Origin of the sequence: Ramlibacter aquaticus, from assembly GCF_015159745.1 — a bacterium.
GTDB lineage: Bacteria > Pseudomonadota > Gammaproteobacteria > Burkholderiales > Burkholderiaceae_C > Ramlibacter > Ramlibacter aquaticus.
On record NZ_JADDOJ010000026.1, the window covers coordinates 1 to 19,979 of the forward strand.

Annotated in this window: 13 protein-coding genes; 5 read left to right on the plus strand and 8 right to left on the minus strand. The window is 72.3% G+C overall.

Going from position 1 to position 19,979, the window contains the following annotated elements; translation table 11 throughout:
- From IM725_RS08340 to IM725_RS08350, 3 genes are all read right to left on the minus strand, one after another.
- The coding region (locus IM725_RS08340; RefSeq protein ID WP_321576196.1) for a biotin/lipoyl-containing protein at positions 1 to 378 on the minus strand (378 nt) is incomplete at its 3' end.
- 3 nt (positions 379 to 381) lie between these two features.
- The gene (locus IM725_RS08345) at positions 382 to 1,386 is read right to left on the minus strand and encodes an alpha-ketoacid dehydrogenase subunit beta (RefSeq protein WP_193780148.1); all 1,005 of its coding nucleotides are present in this window, start codon (positions 1,384 to 1,386) and stop codon (positions 382 to 384) included.
- Positions 1,387 to 1,456: 70 nt separating this feature from the next.
- On the minus strand, positions 1,457 to 2,695 hold the full coding sequence (locus IM725_RS08350) for a 3-methyl-2-oxobutanoate dehydrogenase (2-methylpropanoyl-transferring) subunit alpha (protein WP_193780119.1): 1,239 nt from the start codon (positions 2,693 to 2,695) through the stop codon (positions 1,457 to 1,459).
- A 280-nt stretch (positions 2,696 to 2,975) separates the two neighbouring features.
- On the opposite strand from IM725_RS08350, the gene IM725_RS08355 reads away from it, so the two are divergent.
- Positions 2,976 to 4,460, plus strand: coding sequence for a class I adenylate-forming enzyme family protein (locus IM725_RS08355; protein ID WP_227753683.1), 1,485 nt, complete (start codon positions 2,976 to 2,978; stop codon positions 4,458 to 4,460).
- Between the two features lie 883 nt (positions 4,461 to 5,343).
- Here the strand turns inward: IM725_RS08355 and IM725_RS08360 are convergent.
- The 3 genes from IM725_RS08360 to IM725_RS08370 form a co-directional block, all read right to left on the minus strand.
- A complete protein-coding gene (locus IM725_RS08360) occupies positions 5,344 to 5,796 on the minus strand; it encodes a RidA family protein (RefSeq protein ID WP_193780149.1) in 453 nt (150 codons plus the stop codon).
- Positions 5,797 to 5,878: 82 nt separating this feature from the next.
- Complete coding sequence (locus tag IM725_RS08365; protein WP_193780121.1) at positions 5,879 to 6,760, minus strand: transglutaminase family protein; 882 nt, start codon at positions 6,758 to 6,760, stop codon at positions 5,879 to 5,881.
- Positions 6,761 to 6,764: 4 nt separating this feature from the next.
- Entirely contained in the window at positions 6,765 to 9,353 is a 2,589-nt protein-coding gene (locus IM725_RS08370) for a circularly permuted type 2 ATP-grasp protein (RefSeq protein ID WP_227753682.1), read from the minus strand.
- A 180-nt stretch (positions 9,354 to 9,533) separates the two neighbouring features.
- Between IM725_RS08370 and IM725_RS08375 the strand changes: the two genes are divergently transcribed.
- Positions 9,534 to 9,836, plus strand: a complete 303-nt coding sequence (locus IM725_RS08375) for a hypothetical protein (protein WP_193780122.1) — start codon at positions 9,534 to 9,536, stop codon at positions 9,834 to 9,836.
- Positions 9,837 to 10,004: 168 nt separating this feature from the next.
- On the opposite strand, the gene IM725_RS08380 is transcribed toward IM725_RS08375, so the two are convergent.
- Positions 10,005 to 13,481 (minus strand): transglutaminase family protein, encoded by a 3,477-nt coding sequence (locus IM725_RS08380; RefSeq protein WP_193780123.1) that lies wholly within the window; start codon positions 13,479 to 13,481, stop codon positions 10,005 to 10,007.
- Positions 13,482 to 13,612: 131 nt separating this feature from the next.
- Between IM725_RS08380 and IM725_RS08385 the strand changes: the two genes are divergently transcribed.
- The 3 genes from IM725_RS08385 (at position 13,613) to IM725_RS08395 (ending at position 18,744) form a co-directional block, all read left to right on the plus strand.
- A complete protein-coding gene (locus IM725_RS08385; protein WP_193780124.1) occupies positions 13,613 to 16,117 on the plus strand; it encodes a DNA internalization-related competence protein ComEC/Rec2 in 2,505 nt (834 codons plus the stop codon).
- 73 nt (positions 16,118 to 16,190) lie between these two features.
- Positions 16,191 to 17,663: a circularly permuted type 2 ATP-grasp protein gene (locus tag IM725_RS08390; RefSeq protein WP_193780125.1), complete on the plus strand. Its 1,473-nt coding sequence runs from the start codon at positions 16,191 to 16,193 to the stop codon at positions 17,661 to 17,663.
- Between the two features lie 121 nt (positions 17,664 to 17,784).
- Complete coding sequence (locus IM725_RS08395; protein WP_193780126.1) at positions 17,785 to 18,744, plus strand: alpha-E domain-containing protein; 960 nt, start codon at positions 17,785 to 17,787, stop codon at positions 18,742 to 18,744.
- A gap of 73 nt (positions 18,745 to 18,817) precedes the next feature.
- On the opposite strand, the gene mltB is transcribed toward IM725_RS08395, so the two are convergent.
- Entirely contained in the window at positions 18,818 to 19,924 is a 1,107-nt protein-coding gene (mltB, locus tag IM725_RS08400; protein WP_193780127.1) for a lytic murein transglycosylase B, read from the minus strand.
- Positions 19,925 to 19,979: the final 55 nt, after the last annotated feature.

The window sequence follows — 19,979 nt, forward strand, 5'->3', positions numbered from 1 at the left end:
GGCGGCGGCCGGGTAGTGCGGGAGCGGGTGCGGCGCACCCTGCACCGCGGCCGTGGCCTGCGCAGCGGGCATGGCCAGGGCAGGGGCATGGGCCACGGCCCGGCCTGGCCCACCCGCGTCCCGCACATTGCCGGCCCCGTCGACCTCCAGCCATACCAGCTCCGACCCCACGGCCAGCATGCTGCCGGGCGTTCCCATCAGCCCGGTGACGGTGCCGTTCACGGGCGAGGGGATCTCCACGGTCGCCTTGTCCGTCATCACATCGGCCAGCACCTGGTCCTCCTTCACGGCGTCGCCGGGCTGCACATGCCAGGCGACCAGTTCGACCTCGGCGATGCCTTCGCCGATGTCGGGCGTTCGGATCACGTAGCTGCCCATGGCTCAGCCCTCCATCGCCTGCCGCATGGCGCGACCCACGCGGTCCGGCCCGGGGAAGTAGTTCCATTCCTGCGCGTGCGGGTAGGGCGTGTCCCAGCCCGTGACGCGGGCGATGGGGGCCTCCAGGTGGTAGAAGCAGTGCTCCTGCACCAGGGCCGCCAGCTCGGCGCCGAAGCCGCTGGTGCGGGTGGCCTCGTGCACGACCACGCAGCGCCCGGTCTTCTTCACCGAGGTGACGATGGCCTCCAGGTCCAGGGGCCAGATGGAGCGCAGGTCGATGATCTCGGCGTCGATGCCGGTCTCGCGCGCGGCGGCTTCGGCCACCCAGACCATGGTGCCGTAGGTGAGCACCGTCAGCGCCTGGCCGGGCCGGAACACCGCGGCCTTCTCCAGCGGCACCGTGTAGTGGCCCTCGGGCACCCGGCCCATGGCGTGCTGGCTCCAGGGCACCACCGGCCTGTCGTGGTGGCCGTCGAAGGGGCCGTTGTACAGGCGCTTGGGTTCCAGGAAGATGACCGGGTCCTCGCATTCGATGGCGGCGATGAGCAGGCCCTTGGCGTCGTAGGGGTTGCTGGGCATCACCGTGCGCAGGCCGCAGACGTGGGTGAACAGCGCCTCCGGGCTCTGGCTGTGGGTCTGGCCGCCGTAGATGCCGCCGCCGCAGGGCATGCGGATGGTCAGGGGCGCGGTGAAGTCGCCGGCCGAGCGGTAGCGCAGCCGGGCCGCCTCCGACACGATCTGGTCCGATGCCGGGTAGAAGTAGTCGGCGAACTGGATCTCCACCACCGGCCGCAGGCCGTAGGCGGCCATGCCCACCGCGGCGCCCACGATGCCGCCCTCGGAGATGGGCGCGTCGAAGCAGCGCGAACTGCCGTACTTCTTCTGCAGGCCCTCGGTCACGCGGAACACGCCGCCGAAATAGCCCACGTCCTGGCCGAACACCACCACGCGGGGGTCGCGGCCCATCATCACGTCCATGGCCGAACGCAGGGCCTGGATCATGGTCATGGGCACCTGATGCGGCGTGTCGGCCTGCGCGTCGGCCCGCTCGCCGGTCCTGGGGGTCGTCACCAGCATCTCACACCCCCAGTTCGTCACGTTGCCGGCGCAGGTGCGCGGGCATGTCCTTGTAGACGTCCTCGAACATCGCGGCCGGGCCGGGGATGTGCCCGTCCAGCAGCGTGCCGTGGCGCTCGGCCTCCTTCTGCGCGGCGGCGACCTCCGCCTCCAGCGCCGCCTGGGCCTGGGCGTGCAGGTCCTCGGACCATTCACCGAGTTGCACCAGGTGCTGCTGCAGCCGCGCGATCGGGTCGCCCAGCGGGAAGCGCTGCCAGTCGTCGGCGGGCCGGTACTTGGAGGGGTCGTCCGAGGTGGAGTGCGGCCCGGCGCGGTAGGTGACCCACTCGATCAGGGTGGGGCCCAGGTTGGCGCGGGCGCGCTCGGCGGCCCAGCGCGAGGCCGCGTACACGGCCAGGAAGTCGTTGCCGTCCACGCGCAGCGAGGCGATGCCGCAGCCCACGCCGCGCATCGCGAAGGTGGTCTGCTCACCGCCGGCGATGGCCTGGAAGCTGGAGATCGCCCACTGGTTGTTGACCACGTTCAGGATCACCGGCGCACGGTAGACGTGCGCGAAGGTGAGGGCGGTGTGGAAGTCGGCCTCGGCGGTGGCGCCGTCGCCGATCCAGGCCGAGGCGATGCGCGTGTCGCCGCTGATCGCCGAGGCCATGGCCCAGCCCACCGCCTGGATGTACTGCGTCGCGAGGTTGCCCGAGATGCTGAAGAAGCCGGCCCGCCGGTACGAGTACATCACCGGTAGCTGGCGGCCGCGCAGGGGGTCGCGTTCGTTGCTCATCAGCTGGCACATCAGCTCGCTCATGGGCACGTCCTGGCGTGCCAGCAGCAGGCTCTGCTGCCGGTAGGTGGGAAAGCACATGTCGCCGGGCGAGAGCGCGAAGGCGTGCGCCGTGCCGATCGCCTCCTCGCCCAGGCTCTGCATGTAGAACGAGAGCTTCTTCTGGCGCTGGGCCATGAGCATGCGGGCGTCGAAGATGCGCGTCTTCATCATGGCGCGCAGGCCCTGGCGCAGCCGCTCGGGCGCGAGGTCCTCCGGCACCCAGGGCCCCGTGGCGCGGCCGTCCTCGCCGAGCACGCGCACCAGGCCGTCGGCGAGGTCCATGGTGTCCGCGGGGCGCGTGTCCAGGGGCGGCTTGCGCACGGCGCCGGCCGGTGAAACGTGCAGGTAGGAGAAGTCGGTGTGGCAGCCGGGTCGCCCGCTGGGCTCCGGCACGTGCAAGCGCAAGGCCTGGTGCTGGCTCATGTGAAGTCCTCGTCCCGGGGTGCCGGGCTTGTCTCTCAAGGGACACGCCCCACCGGGTGGGCAGGGCGCGCAGCCGGGGCGCCACGGGTGGGTGGCGCCCCGATCCAGTTTACGGGGAAAGCCAGCAGCCGGGGGCGGGGGAAGCCCCGGTACAGTTGCCGCCATGTCCCGAACCGTCCAACGCAAGACTTCGTCTCCCGTCCCCCGCGCCGCACCCTCCGGCAGCTCGTCCGTTCACGCCGTGCCCGCCGCACCGTCGGCGGTGCCGCCCTTCCGCCCCATGGGCGACCTGGTGCGCGAGCACGCCGCCGCCCGGCCCTTCCAGCCCGCGCTCATCCAGGGCGAGCGCCAGGTGACCTGGGGCCAGCTCGACGCCATGGCCGACCGCATCGCCGCCTCCCTGCAGCGCGACGGCGTGAAGCCGCAGCAGAGCATCGCGATCTGCGGCGGCAACTCGCTGGAGTACGCCGCGCTGTTCCTGGGCGCGCTGCGCGCCGGCGTGGTGGTGGCGCCCATCCCCACCGGCGCGACGCCCGAGCAACTGGCCGGCATGGTCGAGGACAGCGAGGCCGCCCACTTTTTCGTGGACGCCGCCGCCCACCCGATCCGCACCCGGGCCCGCCGCATCTCGATGGACGGCTCGGCCAGCCCGTCGTTGCAGGCGTGGCTGGCCCCCGAGGGCAGCCGCCCCGCGCCCGTGGCGATCGATCCGGCCTGGGCCTTCAACATCATCTATTCGTCCGGCACCACGGGCACGCCCAAGGGCATCGTGCAGCCGCACGGCATGCGCTGGATGCACGTCGTGCGCGCCGACAGCTACGGCTACAGCGCCAGCAGCGTCACGCTGCTGGCCACCTCGCTGTGCTCGAACACCACGCTGGTGTGCTTCTTCCCGACCATCGCCAAGGGCGGCTGCGCGGTCTTCATGGACACCCCGCGCTTCGACCCCCAGGTCTACCTGCGCCTGGCGCAGCGGCACCGCGTCACGCACACCATGCTGGTGCCGGTGCAGTACCGGCGCGTGATGGCGGTGCCCGACTTCGACCGCTACGACCTGTCCGCCTTCGTGATGAAGTTCTGCACCAGCGCCCCCTTCCACGCCGACCTGAAGGCCGACGTGCTCAGGCGCTGGCCGGGCGGGCTGGTCGAGTTCTACGGCATGACCGAAGGCGGCGGCACCTGTATCCTGGAAGCGCACAACTTCCCCGGCAAGCTGCACACGGTGGGCCGGCCGGCGGAGGGCCACGACATCCGGCTCATCGACGAGGCGGGCCAGGTGCTGCCGGCGGGTGAAGTGGGCGAGGTGGTGGGCCGCTCGGGCGCGATGATGACCGGCTACAAGCACCAGCCCGGCAAGACCCGCGACGCCGAGTGGTACGACGCGCAGGGCCAGCGCTTCATACGCACCGGTGACGTGGGCCGCTTCGACGAGGACGGCTTCCTGGTGCTGATGGACCGGCGCAAGGACATGGTCATCTCGGGCGGCTTCAACATCTACCCCAGCGACCTGGAGGCGGTGCTGCGCGAGCACCCGGCCGTGGCCGACGCGGCTGTGGTGGGTGTGCCGTCCGAGGAGTGGGGCGAGACCCCCGTGGCCTTCGTGGTGCCCCGCGAAGGCGCGCCCGACGAAGGAGCGCTGCGCGCCTGGGCCAATGAGCGCCTCGGCAAGACTCAGCGCCTCTCGGCGGTGCGTTTCATGCACGAGCTGCCCCGCAGCGAGATCGGCAAAGTCTTGAAGCGGGAACTGCGGGACGGGTTTCGCTGAGCTGGTCGCGTTACGGCGGCCGGGTGCTGCTTTGTGGCCCCGGCGGCCGACGGCGGTCGGCGCGTTGCGTTCCCTGCTTGCATTGCGTCAGCTACATCCAGACGCGGGCGGCCGTGATCTCGCTGCGTTTCATGCCTGCATGACCTCAGGCCCACCCGGCCCCGGCAGCCCTGTGCCGCGCCGACTGTGGCGGTCGGCACTTCGTGTCCGACTTCCCCTGCGATGCGCGGTCCAGGCCCTGCGGCGTAACTCGCTACGCGCCCGCCTGCGGCGACCGCTTCGCTCAGACAGACGCCGCAAGTCAGAGGACGAAGGGCCTGGCCCTGCGCTTCTCGGGCGCCCCACACGGCGCGGCACAGGGCAGCCGGGGCCGGGTGGGCCCAACACGTGTGGGCGCGCAGCCGTTGAGCGCCAGCGTCAATTCATGCTCGGGTGATGCGGACGCTCCACGGCGGCGCGCCCAGATGGTGTTCTCGCCCCGCTGGCCGGCCTGTGGCGGGGGCGATTTGTGACGCGGCTGGAATTTGCGGCCTGGGGTCGGGAGCGCGGTCCGCAGGTCCGCGCGTCGTCTCATGCTCACGGCGCCTGTTTGAGCGGAGCGGTGGCGCAGCCAGCGCGTAGCGAGTTGCGCCGTGCCGGCCCCAGGCCGCAAATTCCAGCGGAGTCCGCGCAGCGGACCGCGGCAGTATGAGCCCCCGTCACAGGCCGGCCAGCGGGGCGAGCGCGAGGTCGAAGAGCAAAGCGTGACGCCAGCCAGAACCACCAAAACGAGCGCGAGGTCGATGAGCGGAGCCCGACGAGCCGAGACTGCGATGCGTCCGCGAGGAGGGCTGAAGAGTGACGTCGCGCAGAAGATGCGGCGCGACGCAACGCTCCTCCGGCCTCAGACCTCCGCGACCAGCTCGATCTCCACGCAGGCACCCAGCGGGATCTGCGCCACGCCGAAGGCACTGCGCGCGTGGGCGCCCTTGTCGCCGAACACCTCGCCGAACAGCTCGCTCGCGCCGTTCGTCACCAGGTGTTGCTCGGTGAAGTCCGGGCTGGAGTTGACCAGGCTCATCACCTTCACGATGCGCTTGACCTGGTTCAGGTCGCCCACCGCCGCGTGCAGCGTGCCCATCAGGTCGATCGCGATCTGGCGCGCGGCCTGCTTGGCTTCCTCGGTCCCCATGGTGCGGCCGAGCTGGCCCACCCAGGGCTTGCCGTCCTTGCGCGCGATGTGGCCCGAGATGAAGACGAGGTTGCCGGTGCGCACGAAAGGCACGTAGGCCGCCGCGGGCGTGGCCACCGGGGGCAGGGTGATGTTCAGCTCTTTCAGCTTGTCGTAGACGCTCATGGCGCTCTCCTGGGTTCTGGCGTTCAAAGCGCGATTGTAGGAAGGGCCGAGGCCCTGTACGCCGCAACGCGGCCGCCCGCGCTCAGCCGGCCGGGCTCACCGTCACGGCCACGCTGAGGCTGTGGTTGGCGCCGCCGTGCAGCACACCGCGCACCGGCGACACGTCGGAATAGTCGCGGCCGGTGGCCAGCACGACGTAGTCCTCGCCCGGCGCGCGGCGGTTGGTCGGGTCCAGCGCGGTCCATTGCCCCGGCCCCTCGGCCCCGGGCAGGTACACCGAGACCCAGGCGTGCGAGGCGTCCGCGCCCACCAGCCGCGGCTGCCCCGGGGGCGGCTCCGTCAGCAGGTAGCCGCTGACGTAGCGCGCCGGCAGCCCCAGGCTGCGCAGGCAGCCGATCATCACGTGGGCGAAATCCTGGCAGACGCCCTTGCGCAGCTGCAGGGCCTCCAGCGCGGGCGTGCCCGCGTCGGTGGCCGCCGGCACGTACTCGAACTCGTCATGCACGCGCTGCATCAGGTGCGTGGCGGCCTCCAGCAGGCCGCGCCCGGGGGGGAAGCTGGGCAGCGCGTAGGCCATGAAGTCGGCATGGCGCGGCACGTAGGGCGATGCGAACGCGAATTCGGTCGCCGGGTCGTAGCGGCTGGCCCGGTGGTAGCGCAGCCGCTCGCGCGCGTCCTCCCAGGCCATCTCATGGTCGGGCTGCGCGGCCGCGCGCGTCTCCACCACGCTGCGCGCGACCACGCACAGCGACTCGTGCGGCGAGGGCAGCGAAAAGAAGGTCCGCAGGTTGCCGAACACATCCGTCGATTCGCTCCGCTGCGCAGGCTCGGGCGAGATCTCCAGGCTGTGGCGCAGCAGCGCCTGCTGGCCGCCGTCCGCGGGCCGCAGGTGCGCGATGTGCTGCGCGCTGCGCACCGCAGGTGCGTAGTCGTAGCGGGTTTCGTGGACCAGCTGCAGCCGCATCGCTTCAGGCGCCCACGCTGTGGCGGTCCAGCGCGTGCTCGAAATAACGCGCCGCCAGCGCGTCCGACAGGTGGAAGGCCGCACCGGCACAGGACTGCAGCAGGGCGAGCAGCGCGCGCGGCTGGCCGGCCGCGTCGCGCGTGGCCAGCAGCTCCAGGCTCCAGGCGGCCGGATCGGGCAGGGCCTGCGCGATCGCTGGCAGCTCGCCGCCGGCGCTGCCCGCCAGCCGGGCCAGCCGCCCGCGCAGGGTCTGCGTCACCCAACCCAGCGAGCGCGGGTTGTCGCGGTCGATCACCAGCAGGTCCAGCAGGGGCGGCAGGTCGTGGCGGCGCTGGTAGTGGGCGTGGAAGGTGATGGTGCTGTCGAACAGGGCGAGCAGCGCCTCGTAGCCGTCGCCGTCCTGCACCGCACCGGTCTCGAAGGCCATGCCCATGGCGTCCGCCAGGAAGCCCAGGCGCTCCAGGTGGCGGCCGATGGAGAGCAGGCGCCAGCCGTCGTCCCGGGTCATGCGGTCGGTCTGGGCGCCGGTCATCGCGGCGGTGGCCACCGAGAGCGATTCCAGCAGGCGTATCGCCTCCAGCGAAGCCTGCTCGCCACGGCCGGGCAGGGCCTGGCAGCCGAGGCGGAAGTCCTCCTCGGCCTGCACCAGCAGGTTCCACTGCTCCTGCGACAGCCGCTCTCGCACCGCGGAGGCCGCGCCGCGCAGCGCCGCCAGGTTGAAGCCCACGCTGCTGGCGTTGCGGCTGTCGCCCAGGGCGGCGACCAGCGAGCGCTCGAAGACGCGGCGCGCCTGCGTGGCGACGGGCACGGCGGGCAGCACCAGGCCGTTGCGCTGGGCCAGCGCTCCCAGCCAGGCGATCAGGCGCTGGGAGCTCTGGTCCTCGCCGTTCAGGCTTTCCAGCACCAGCCGCGCGAGGCGGGCCGTGTTCTCGGTGCGCTCGGTGTAGCGGCCCAGCCAGAACAGGTTCTCGGCCGCGCGGCTGGTCGTGGTCCGGCTGCGGTGGCGGACGTCGGCCGCGGGCTGGTCCGACACCAGCAGGGTGCTCTGGTCCACCTCGCCCTCGGTCATGACCCAGGTGTCGGCGCTGCTGCCGCCGCGCTGCATGGAGGCGATGTCCAGCGTGGTGCCGGCGATGCGGGTGAGCCCGCCGGGCAGCACCCGCCAGGCGCCCGGCCCGTCGGAGACCGCGAACACACGCAGCATCATGGAGCGCGGCAGGATGCGGTTGCCGTCGGGCGCCCGCTTCCAGGTCGGCATCTGCGACAGCGGCAGGTAGGCCTGCACGGTGTGGTCCTCGGGGGCGCGCAGGATGCGGCCGGCCCACTCGTCCAGCCCGCGCCGGCCCAGCTGCTTGCCCAGCACCGCGCCGGCGTTGCCGTAGGTGGGCTTGACCACGCTGCCCGAGAGCTGCGGCAGCACCGCCTCCAGGGCGGCGCGCTCGCCGCACCACCAGGTCGGCACCGAGGGCAGGGCCAGCGGCTCGCCCAGCAGGTGGCGCGAGAGCGCGGGCAGGAAACCGAGGATGGCCGTGGACTCCAGCAAGGCCGAGCCCGGCGCGTTGGCCACCAGCACGTTGCCGGCGCGTATCGCCTGCAGCAGGCCGGGCACGCCCAGCTGGGAATCGGCGCGCAGCTCCAGCGGGTCCAGGAACTCGTCGTCCAGCCGCTTGAGCAGGCCGTGCACGCGTTCCAGGCCGGTCAGGGTCTTCAGGTAGAGGCGGTCGCCGCGCACGGTGAGGTCGCTGCCCTCGACCAGCGTAAGGCCCAGGTACCGCGCCAGGTAGGCGTGCTCGAAGTAGGTCTCGTTGTAGGGGCCGGGCGTGAGCAGCGCGATGCGCGGCTCCTCGCCGCCGGCGGGGCAATGGGCACGCAGCGAGTCGATGAGCGCGCGGTAGGTGCCGGCCAGCCGCTGCACCTGCAGGCCCCGGAAGGCCTCGGGGAACAGGCGGGAGATCAGGAGGCGGTTCTCCAGCAGGTAGCCCAGGCCCGAGGGGGCCTGGGTGCGCTGCGACACCACCCACCAGCCGCCCTGCGCGTCGCGCGCGAGGTCGAAGGCCGCGATGTGCAGCCAGGTGCCGCCGGCGGGCTGCACGCCGTGCATGGACCGCAGGTACCCGGGGTGGCCCTGCACCAGCGCGGGAGGCAACAGGTTGGACTGTAGCAACTCGCGCGGGCCGTAGACGTCGGCCAGCACGCGGTCCAGCAGCTTCATGCGCTGGAGCACGCCGGTTTCGATGCGCGCCCAGCTCGCGGGCTCGACCAGCAGGGGAAACAGGTCCAGCGACCACGGCCGCTGCGGTCCGTGCGTGTCGGCGTAGACGTTGTAGGTGATGCCGTTGTCGCGCACCTGGCGTTCCAGGTTGGCGGTGCGGCGGTCCAGGTCGGCGAAGCCGCCCGGCCCCATCTGCTCGAAGAAACGCTGCCAGGGGGCGCACACCGGGCCCTGGGCGCCGGGGCCAGCCGACAGGCGAGCGCGCAACTCGTCGAAATGGCCGGCCGTGGCCGCGGGCGCCAGGGCGGCAGCCAGCGCCGACGGCGAGGCCTCCGCATCGCGGCCGAACAGCGAATCTTCCGTGGCGTCGGGCTTGTCCAAGTCGCAGATTCTTACATCGAAGCGCGGGCGGGGCTGCGCGCCGCCCGCGGCAGGGCCCGGGCTGCCCAGTCGGACCGCCGTGCGCGCTGCCGGCGCACAGCACCCGGCAGGCGGTTCCTACAGGACTGCCGTGCCGCCCGGGCCAAGCTACGGCGCATCAGACACAACGGGAGATCACTGATGCGACACACCCTTGGCATCGCCGGCGCGCTGGCCGTCGCCGGCCTCGTCGGCCTCACGGGTTGCGACGTGCGCAAGACACAGGAGGGGCATGTGCAGGCGCCCAAGTACGAGGTCGAGAAGAAGCAGTCCGGCGAGGTGCAACTGCCCAAGTACGACGTCACCGCGCCCGACGTGAAGGTCGGCAGCACGCAGAAGGAAGTGACCGTGCCCAAGGTCGAGACCGAGAAGAAGACCATCGACGTCCCCTCGGTGGACATCACCACGGCGCGCGACAAGGAAAAGCAGAAGCAGGGCGGCTGAGGCCCGGCCAAGCCCGCCCGGGGCGGGCCTGTCAAGGCCCGCCGCAGCAAGAATTGCCGCCTGCCCGCGAAACAGGCAGGACAGCCGGAACCCGCGTGGATGCTCGCTGTGCGCGCGGCGTCCCCGGCTGCCCAACAGGGTTATCCACAGCGCCGGTGGATATTTTTTTCAATCCTGGCCCACCCGGCGCAGGTCCAGGGTGAAGGGAAACTCGCGGCTGGCGGCGACCTGGGCGCTCGCCGGCGGCACCGCCAGCGGCCCGGCCGTGTGGCCCATGCGGAAGAAGCGCGCGAGCCGCCGGCTCTCGGCCTCGTAGGCGTTCACCGGCAGGGTCTCGTAGTTGCGCCCGCCCGGGTGGGCCACGTGGTACTGGCAGCCGCCCAGCGACCGCTGCATCCAGGTGTCCACGATGTCGAACACCAGCGGCGCGTGCACGCCGATTGTGGGATGCAGGGCCGAGGCCGGCGCCCAGGCCTTGTAGCGCACCCCGGCCACGAATTCGCCCGCCACGCCCGTGGGCTGCAGCGGCAGGGCGTGGCCGTTGCAGGTCACCGCGTAGCGGCTTTCGTTGAGCCCGCTCACGCGCACCTCGATGCGCTCCAGCGAGGAATCGACGTAACGCACGGTGCCACCCGCCGTGCCTTCCTCGCCCATCACGTGCCAGGGCTCCAGCGCGTTGCGCAGGGTGAGCGTCATGCCCTGGGCCCTGAACTCGCCCACGCGCGGGAAGCGGAATTCGAAGTGCGGCTCGAACCACTCGTCCTCGAACGCATGGCCGGCCTCGCGCATCTCCTGCAGCACGTCGGCGAAGTCCATGCGGATGAAGGCCGGCAGCAGGAAGCGGTCGTGCAGCTGCGTGCCCCACCGCGTGACGGGTGCGTCGTAGGGGCGCTTCCAGAAGCGGGCCACCAGCGCACGGATCAGCAGCTGCTGGGCGATGCTCATGCGTGCGTGCGGCGGCATCTCGAAGGCCCGCAGTTCCAGCAGGCCGAGCCGGCCGGTGGCGCTTTCCGGGGCGTACAGCTTGTCGATGCAGAACTCGCTGCGGTGCGTGTTGCCGGTCACGTCGACCAGGATGTTGCGCAGCGTGCGGTCCACCAGCCAGGGCGGCATGTCCGCGCCGTGCAGTTCGCGCTGGCGCGCGATCTCGCGCAGGGCGATCTCGAGCTCGTACAGCTGGTCGTTGCGCGCCTCGTCCACCCGCGGCGCCTGGCTGGTCGGGCCGATGAACAGGCCCGAGAACAGGTAGCTGAGCGAAGGATGGTTGTGCCAGTAGAGCACCAGGCTGGCCAGCAGCTCGGGGCGGCGCAGGAAGGGCGAGTCGGCCGGGGTGGCACCGCCCAGCACCACGTGGTTGCCGCCGCCGGTGCCGGTGTGGCGCCCGTCGGTCATGAACTTCTCGGCCGACAGGCGGGATTCGAATGCGGCCCGGTACAGGAACTCGGTGTGCTGCACCAGCGCCTGCCAGTCGTGCGCCGGGTGGATGTTGACCTCGATCACGCCCGGGTCGGGCGTGACCTGCAGCAGCTTCAGGCGTGGGTCGCGCGGCGGCGGGTAGCCCTCGATCACCAGCTGCATGCCCAGGTCGCGCGCGGTGGCCTCCACGGCGGCCAGCAGGTCCAGGTAGTCCTCCAGGCGCGCGAGCGGGGGCATGAAGACGTAGAGCAGGCCGCTCTGGCCGCCGTGCTCGCGCTCCGCGCGCGGGCCGTTGGCACGCTGCGGGTCGCGCGCTTCCACGCACAGCGCGGTGCGCGTGATGCCGCGCGCGGATTCGAAGCGCTGCGGGGCTGCGGCGTCCGCCTGCGCCCCGGCCGGGCCCTGGCCCGCAGCCCCCGCGCCGCCGGCCGCGCCCGCCGCACTGGCGGGTGACTGCATGACGCGCGCAGCCTGCGTCCGGCTTGCAGGCGTGGCCGCGCCGTAGCGCGCCTGCATCTCGACGAAGGCCGGCAGGCCGGCCCGCGCCTCGGTCGGGTCCTGCGGGGTCATGAAAGGCTGGTCGCCGCGCGTCACCCAGGGCAGCGCGTCCAGCGGCAGGCGAAAGCCCATGGGCGAATCGCCCGGGATCAGGTACATCCGGTCGTCGCGGAAGAACCAGGGGCCGGTGCTCCACACCGTCGACGCGAGCGCCGGCCCGGTCACGTTGGCCTGCAGCGGCAGGGCGTAGCCCACCGGCTTTTCCAGCCCCTGGCCGAAGACGCGGCGCAGGCGCACCCGCTCCAGCTCGTCGTCCAGGCGCGAGTCGAAGGGGTCCACGTTGACGGGCAGCCGCCGCTCACGCCACAGGTAGTAGAAGGTGTCCTCGTAGCCGGGTTGCACGAAGCGGTCGGTCAGGCCGAGCCGGGTGCACAGGCTGCGCAGGAAGCGCTCGGCATCGGCGGCCGTGTAGCTCGCCGGCACGCGTTCGTCGGCGAACAGCGAGGGGTCGGACCACACCGGCTGCCCGTCGGCGCGCCAGTAGATCGACAGGGCCCAGCGCGGCAGCTGTTCGCCGGGGTACCACTTGCCCTGGCCCAGGTGCAGGAAGCCGCCCGCGCCGTACTCGGCCTGCAGCTTCTGCACCAGCGCCGTGGCGTACTGGCGCTTGGTCGGGCCCAGCGCCTCGGTGTTCCACTCGGGCGCGTCGCGCTCGTCGATGCCCACGAAGGTCGGCTCGCCGCCCATGGTCAGGCGCACGTCGCCTTCGGCCAGTTCCCGGTCCACGGCCTCGCCCACGGCCAGCATGCGCTGCCACTGTGCCTCGGTGTAGGGCTTGGTGACGCGCGGCGATTCCAGGATGCGCGTTACCTCCATGTGGTGGCTGAACTGCACCTCGGCCTCGTCCACCAGGCCCTCGATGGGCGCCGCGCCCGAGGGCTGCGGCGTGCAGGCCAGCGGCACGTGCCCCTCGCCGGCGAGCAGGCCCGAGGTCGGGTCCAGCCCGACCCAGCCCGCGCCCGGCAGGTAGACCTCGCACCAGGCGTGCAGGTCGGTGAAGTCGACCTCGGTGCCGCTGGGACCGTCCAGCGACTTGACGTCCGGCGCGAGCTGGATCAGGTAGCCCGACACGAAGCGCGCCGCCAGGCCGCAGTGCCGCAGCAGCTGCACCAGCAGCCAGCCGGAGTCGCGGCAGGAGCCGCTGCCCTGGGCCAGCGTCTGCTCGGGCGTCTGCACGCCCGGCTCCATGCGGATCAGGTAGCGGATGTCCTGCTGCAGCTGCTGGTTGATGGCAACCAGGAAATCGATGGTCGGCTTCTCGCGGCGGTCCACGCGGTCCAGGTAGGCCGCGAGCCTCGGCGTCAGGGGCTCGGCCGCGAGGTAGGGCGCCAGCTCCTGCGCCAGCAGGGGCTCGTAGCGGAAGGGAAAGCGCTCGGCCGCGGGCTCGAGGAAGAAGTCGAAGGGGTTGTACACCGCCATCTCGACCACCAGGTCCACCGTGACCTTGAACTCGGTCGTCGGCTCCGGGAAGACCAGCCGGGCCTGGTGGTTGGAGAAGGGGTCCTGCTGCCAGTTGATGAAGTGCCGTGCCGGCTCCACCGTCAGCGAATAGGCGAGCACCTGGCTGCGCGAGTGGGGCGCGGGCCGCAGGCGGACCACCTGGTGACCGAGCCGGACCGGGCGGTCGTACCGGTAGTGCGTGACGTGGCGCAGGGCGGCATGGATGGACATGCGACCCATGCTAGCAAGTCTGGGGCCCGGTCAGGGGCCGGGGCGCTGCGAGCAAGGCCCGGGCCCGAACGCTTTCCCAGGCAGGATTCACCCGCCGTGGGCCCGCCAGCGGCCTGTTGCGTTGTGCACGGATGGGCACCGGACGGGGCTGGATGCCGGTGCTGGCCGGCGTGGTGGTGGGCACGGCCTTGCAGGTGCTCCAGCCCTCGGCCTGGCCGGCCGGCGGCTACGCGGCCCTGGGCGCGTCGGGCCTGCTCCTGGCCGCCCTGCCCTGGGCCGGAGGTCGGCGCGTGCAGGCCCCGCTCGCGTGGGCGCTGGCCGCGGCGGCCCTGGCCTTCGCGGCCGCGGGGGGCCGCACCCTGGAGCGAGCGGCCGGCCGGCTGGACCCGGCGCTGGAGGGGCGTGACCTGGTGGTGACCGGCGTGGTGGGCGCGCTGCCCCAGCGGCTGGACACCGGCGCGCGCTTCCGCTTCGAGCTCGAGTCGGCCCGGCTCGCGGGCCGGGCGGTGGCGCTGCCGCCCGGCCTGCTGCTCGCCTGGTACGGCGCCGTGGACGCCATGGAGGACCAGGCCGAGGCGCGTTCGGTGCGCGCCGGTGAGCGATGGCAGTTCGCGGTGCGCCTGAAGGCGCCGCACGGCGGCGTCAACCCGCACGGCTTCGATGTGGAGCTCTGGCTCTGGGAACAGGACCTGGGCGCCACCGGCTACGTGCGGGCCGGCGCATCGGACCCGCCCCCGCTGCGCCTGGGCATGACGACGCGCCACCCGGTGGAGGCGGCGCGGCAGCGGGTGCGCGACGCGATCTTCGCCCGCGTGCCGGACGCGCGGCTGGCCGGCATCGTCGCGGCGCTGGTGGTGGGGGACCAGTCTGCCATCGAACGCGGCGACTGGGACGTGTTCCGGGCCACCGGCGTCGCGCACCTGATGAGCATCTCGGGGCTGCACATCACCATGTTCGCCTGGGCCGCCGCGGCCTTGCTGCAGCGGCTGTGGCGGCGCTGGCCCCGCGCCTGCCTGGCCTGCCCGGCGCAGCACGCGGGGCTGGCCGGTGGCGTGCTGCTGGCCACCGGCTACGCGCTGTTCAGCGGCTGGGGCCTGCCCTCGCAGCGCACGGTGCTGATGCTCGCGTGCGTGGGGGCCTTGCGGCTCTCGGGCCGGCGCTGGCCCTGGCCCGCCACCTGGCTGCTGGCTTTCGCGGCGGTGGCGGTGGCCGATCCCTGGGCCTTGTGGCAGGCGGGCTTCTGGCTGAGCTTCGTCGCCGTGGGGGTGCTGTTCGCCTCGGGGCCCCGCGCGGCCGCGGCGCAGCGGGAGGCCGCGGCGGGGCCGCACGCCGTCCGCCCCGCGCCGGCCGGCGGGCGGAGCCGGCTGCGCCGGACCGGGCAGGCCCTGGCGCGCAGCCTCGCCGGCGGCGCCCGCGAGCAGCTCACCGTGACGCTGGCGCTGGCGCCGCTCACCCTGTTGCTGTTCGGGCAGGTCTCGCTGGTCGGCCTGCTGGCCAACGCCCTGGCGATCCCCTGGGTGACGCTGGTGCTCACGCCCCTGGCCATGGCCGGCGTCCTCGTGGCGCCGGCCTGGGACCTGGCGGCCGGCGCCGCGTCCCTGCTGGCGGGCGTGCTGGGCGCCCTGGCCGCCTTGCCGGGTGCGGTGCTGTGGCGGCCGGTGGCGCCCGTGTGGGCCGCGGCCCTGGGCGTCGCCGGCGGGCTGCTGCTGGTGCTGCCCCTGGCGCCGCGGCTGCGGCTGCTGGGCCTGCCCTTGCTGGTGCCGGTGCTGGCCTGGTCCGTGCCCCGGCCGGCGCAGGGCCAGTTCGAGTTGCTGTTCGCGGACGTGGGCCAGGGCAACGCGGTGCTGGTGCGCACCGCGACGCACGCGCTGTTGTACGACGCCGGGCCGCGCTGGGGCCCTGACAGCGATGCCGGGCAGCGCGTGCTGGTGCCCCTGCTGCGCGCACGGGGCGAGTCGCTGGACATGCTGGTGCTCAGCCATCGCGACACCGACCACACCGGCGGCGCGGCCGCGGTGCTGGCCACCCAGCCCGGCGCGGTGCTGGTGGCCGGCCTGGAGGCCGGCCATCTGCTGTGGCGGCTGCGCCCGGGTCGCGCCTGCCTCGCCGGCACGCGCTGGACCTGGGACGCCGTGGGCTTCGAGCTGCTGCACCCGCGCGCCGAGGACTTCCAGCCCGGCGCGAAGCCGAACAGCCTGAGCTGCGTGCTGCGCATCCGCGCCGGCGTGGCGCAGGGCACGCCGCGTGTGGACGCGCCGGCTGCCAACGTGGCCTCCGCACCGGCGGGCACGGCCCTGCTGGTGGGCGACCTGGAGCAGGCGCAGGAGCTGCGCCTGGTGGGCGAGGGCGCGCCGCTCGCCGCCGACCTGCTGATGGTGCCCCACCATGGCAGCAAGACCTCGTCGTCCGGCGCCTTCCTGGACGCGGTGTCGCCGCACTGGGCCCTGGTGCAGGCCGGCTGGCGCAACCGCTTCGGCCACCCGGCGCCCAGCGTGCTCGCGCGTTACCGCGAGCGGGGCATTCGTGTCGTGGACAGCGCGCACTGTGGCGCCGCGACCTGGGCCAGTGCCCAGCCCGACGCGCTGCGCTGCGAACGCGAGGCCGATCCACGCCCCTGGCGTCACCGGCCGCCCTGAGGGAAGACCCGAAACAGTCCCGTTTGCGGCCCGGAACTTGCTATTCTGTGGCACAGGAGAAACGCGCCCCATCATGCTCAAGTTCGACGAGATGTTCTCGCAGCTGCCCGAGGGCGGGCAGCCCCTCAATTTCACGGGCGGCGCGCAGGACCTGCGCCAGCACTACCTGGCCTATGCGCAATGGCTCGCGCGGCAACCGCAGGAGGTGATGCGCGCACGCCGCGAAGAGGCGGAGATGATCTTCCGCCGCGTCGGCATCACCTTCGCGGTCTACGGCGCGAAGGACGAGGATGGCGCCGGCACCGAGCGCCTCATCCCTTTCGACCTGATCCCGCGCATCATCCCCGCCGGTGAGTGGGCCGAGATGGAGAAGGGCCTGGTGCAGCGCGTCACCGCCCTCAACCGTTTCCTGCATGACGTCTACCACGAGCAGGAGATCCTGCAGGCCGGCGTGATCCCCGCGGAGCAGGTGCTGAACAACATGCAGTACCGGCAGGAGATGATGGGCGTGTACACGCCGCACCGCGTCTACTCGCACATCGCCGGCATCGACATCGTCCGCGCGCCCGACGCGCAGGGCAAGGGCGAGTACTACGTGCTGGAGGACAACCTGCGCGTGCCCAGCGGTGTCTCCTACATGCTGGAAGACCGCAAGATGATGATGCGGTTGTTCCCGGACCTGTTCTCGCAGCACAAGGTGGCGCCCGTCATGCACTACCCGGACCTGCTGCTCGAAACCCTGCGCGCGTCGGCCCAGCCCGGCGCGCCCGACCCGACGGTGGTGGTGCTGACCCCCGGCATGTACAACAGCGCTTATTTCGAGCACGCCTTCCTGGCGCAGCAGATGGGCGTGGAGCTGGTCGAGGGCCAGGACCTCTTCGTCAAGGACCGCTTCGTCTACATGCGCACCACCCGCGGGCCGCGCCGCGTGGACGTGATCTACCGCCGCGTGGACGACGACTTCCTGGACCCCTCGGTCTTCCGTCCCACCTCCACCCTGGGCTGCCACGGGCTGGTGGACGCCTACCGGGCGGGCAACGTGACGATCTGCAATGCGATCGGCACCGGCGTGGCCGACGACAAGTCGATCTACCCCTACGTGCCCAAGATGATCGAGTTCTACCTGGGCGAGAAGCCCATCCTCAAGAATGTGCCCACCCACATGTGCCGCCAGGCCGACGACCTGAAGTACGTGCTGTCCAACCTCAAGGACCTGGTGGTCAAGGAGGTGCACGGCGCCGGGGGCTACGGCATGCTGGTCGGGCCGGCCGCAACGAAGCAGGAGATCGAGGATTTCCGCAAGGCCCTGGAGGCCAACCCCAGCGGCTACATCGCGCAGCCCACGCTCTCGCTGTCGTCCTGCCCGACCTTCGTGGAGAGCGGCGTGGCGCCGCGCCACATCGACCTGCGGCCCTTCGTGCTCTCGGGCAAGACGGTGCAGATGGTGCCGGGCGGGCTGACGCGCGTGGCCCTGAAGGAGGGGTCGCTGGTGGTGAACTCCTCGCAGGGCGGCGGCACCAAGGACACCTGGATCCTGGAGGAATGATGACCACCCCGACGGACCTTCGGCCCTGCCCCTCGAGGGACGGCACCAGCGGCCCGGCAACGCCGGTTTTCGCGGCGCCCTGCGCCCAGACCCTTTGACTCGCGCACAAGGCAAGACTGCGATGCTTTCCCGAACCGCCGACCACCTTTTCTGGATGTCCCGCTACACCGAGCGGGCCGAGAACACCGCCCGCATGCTGGACGTGAACTACCAGACCTCGCTGCTGCCGCAGTCCGCCGAGGTCGCGCAGGTGGGCTGGCAGGGCATGCTGTCCATCAGCGAGCTGATGCCGGCCTACGCCGCCCGCCACGGCGAGATCGTGCCCGACCGCGTGATGGAGTTCATGGTGAAGGACGAGGGCAACCCGTCCTCCATCGTCTCCTGCCTGCGCGCCGCCCGCGAGAACGCGCGCGCCGTGCGGGGCTCGCTCACCACCGAAGCCTGGGAGACGCAGAACCAGACCTGGCTGGAGATCAACCGCATGCTCAAGGCCGGTGAGTTCGAGCGCGATCCCGGCCAGTTCTTCGAGTGGGTGAAGTTCCGTTCGCACCTCTCGCGCGGCGTGACCGTGGGCACCATGCTGATGGACGAGGCGCTGCATTTCATGCGCCTGGGCACCTTCCTCGAGCGGGCGGACAACACGGCCCGACTGGTGGACGTGAAGTTCCACGCGGTGCAGAGCGACTTCTTCGGCACCGCCAGCGAGAAGGACCAGGAGTACGACTTCTACCACTGGAGCGCGATCCTGCGCAGCGTCTCCGGCTTCGAGATCTACCGCAAGGTCTACCGCGACGTGATCAAGCCCGAGCGCGTGGCCGACCTGCTGATCCTGCGCCCCGACATGCCGCGCTCGCTGCATGCCAGCATGAACGAGGTGGTGTCCAACCTCTCCATGGTGGCGAACGACCAGTCCGCCGAGACGCAGCGCCGCGCCGGCAAGCTGCGCGCCGACCTGCAGTACGGCCACATCGACGAGATCCTGGCCAACGGCCTGCACGCCTTCCTCACGCAGTTCCTGGACCGCGTGAACGAGCTGGGCGGCCACATCAGCCGGGACTTCCTGGTTCCTGCAAGCGCCTGATCCCGCGACGCAGGCCACGGGCTGGCGTGCGCGACGATTCGCCGGGCCGGGGGCCGCGCGGGCCGGACCCGGCTCAGGCCGGGGGCAGGGCGCGCCGCACCTCCTGCCCCAGCTCCAGCACCGCCATCGCGTAGTAGCTGGACCAGTTGTAGCGGGTGACGGCGTAGAAGTTCTCGGTGCCGGCCACGTACACGGGCGGCTGGTCGCCGTTCTGCAGTTCCACCAGCGCCAGCAGGCCGGTGTGCTGCAGGGCCGGGCCCTCCAGTTGCGCGCCCCGGGCCAGGAAGGCGGGCACCGTGAAGGTCGGCAGGATGTCCGGCGCGAGCAGGGCCTCGAGGTCGGCCCCGGGCAGCAGCCGGACGGGGTACCAGGCGGGCAGGCCCGGAACCCAGCCGAAGGCCTGGAAGTAGTGGGCCACCGAGCCGATCACGTCGGCCGCGCTGCGGTCCAGGTCGATGTGCCCGTCGCCGTCGAAGTCCACCGCCCAGCGCGCGAGGCTGCTGGGCATGAACTGCGGCAGGCCCATGGCGCCGGCGTAGCTGCCCAGGGGCTGCGTGGGGTCGGCGCCGGCGCGGGCCTGCAGCACCAGGAAGGTCTCCAGTTCCTGGCGGAAATAGGCGCTGCGCTCGGCGGCGCGCGGATGGCTGGGCGGGAAATCGAAGGCCAGCGTCGCCAGCGCGTCCAGCACCCGGAAGTTGCCGGTGTAGCGGCCGTACAGGGTCTCCACGCCCACGATGCCCACCACGAGCTCGGCCGGCACGCCGTAGCGCTGCTCGGCCCGGGCCAGCGCTTCGCGGTTGTCCTGCCAGAAGCGCAGGCCGGCGGCGATGCGGATGGGCTCGATGAAGCGGGCCCGGTAGGCGTGCCAGTTCTTGGCGGTGCCGGGCGGCGCGGGCTGCATGAGGCGCACCACCGTGGGCTGCAGCCGCGCCTGCGCGATGGCGGCCTGGGTCCAGGCCGGGTCCAGGCCGAGCCGGATCGCGGTGTCGGTGGCCCAGGCCATGGCCAGGGGGTTGTCGCCGTAGGCGGGGCCGGCGGCGCTGGCGGTCTTGCGGGCGGCTTGGGCCCGCGCGGGCTGCGAAGCGCTGGCGCCGCGGCGCTGCGGGCCGGCGAGGGCGGCGCCGGCGCTGGTGGCCAGCAGGGCCGCCAGGAGCCGGCGGCGGTCGGGGAGGTAATGCATCGTCGTCTGCGCAGGCGGCCCGGAGATCGGGGCGGTGTGGAGTGAAGGCCGGGCG

Coding starts and splice junctions, on each gene's coding strand:
- IM725_RS08345 (WP_193780148.1), bottom strand. CDS start 1,386: ATGACCATGATCCAGGCCCTGCGTTCGGCCATGGACGTGATGATGGGC.
- IM725_RS08350 (WP_193780119.1), bottom strand. CDS start 2,695: ATGAGCCAGCACCAGGCCTTGCGCTTGCACGTGCCGGAGCCCAGCGGG.
- IM725_RS08355 (WP_227753683.1), top strand. CDS start 2,976: ATGGGCGACCTGGTGCGCGAGCACGCCGCCGCCCGGCCCTTCCAGCCC.
- IM725_RS08360 (WP_193780149.1), bottom strand. CDS start 5,796: ATGAGCGTCTACGACAAGCTGAAAGAGCTGAACATCACCCTGCCCCCG.
- IM725_RS08365 (WP_193780121.1), bottom strand. CDS start 6,760: ATGCGGCTGCAGCTGGTCCACGAAACCCGCTACGACTACGCACCTGCG.
- IM725_RS08375 (WP_193780122.1), top strand. CDS start 9,534: ATGCGACACACCCTTGGCATCGCCGGCGCGCTGGCCGTCGCCGGCCTC.
- IM725_RS08380 (WP_193780123.1), bottom strand. CDS start 13,481: ATGTCCATCCATGCCGCCCTGCGCCACGTCACGCACTACCGGTACGAC.
- IM725_RS08385 (WP_193780124.1), top strand. CDS start 13,613: ATGGGCACCGGACGGGGCTGGATGCCGGTGCTGGCCGGCGTGGTGGTG.
- IM725_RS08390 (WP_193780125.1), top strand. CDS start 16,191: ATGCTCAAGTTCGACGAGATGTTCTCGCAGCTGCCCGAGGGCGGGCAG.
- IM725_RS08395 (WP_193780126.1), top strand. CDS start 17,785: ATGCTTTCCCGAACCGCCGACCACCTTTTCTGGATGTCCCGCTACACC.
- mltB (WP_193780127.1), bottom strand. CDS start 19,924: ATGCATTACCTCCCCGACCGCCGCCGGCTCCTGGCGGCCCTGCTGGCC.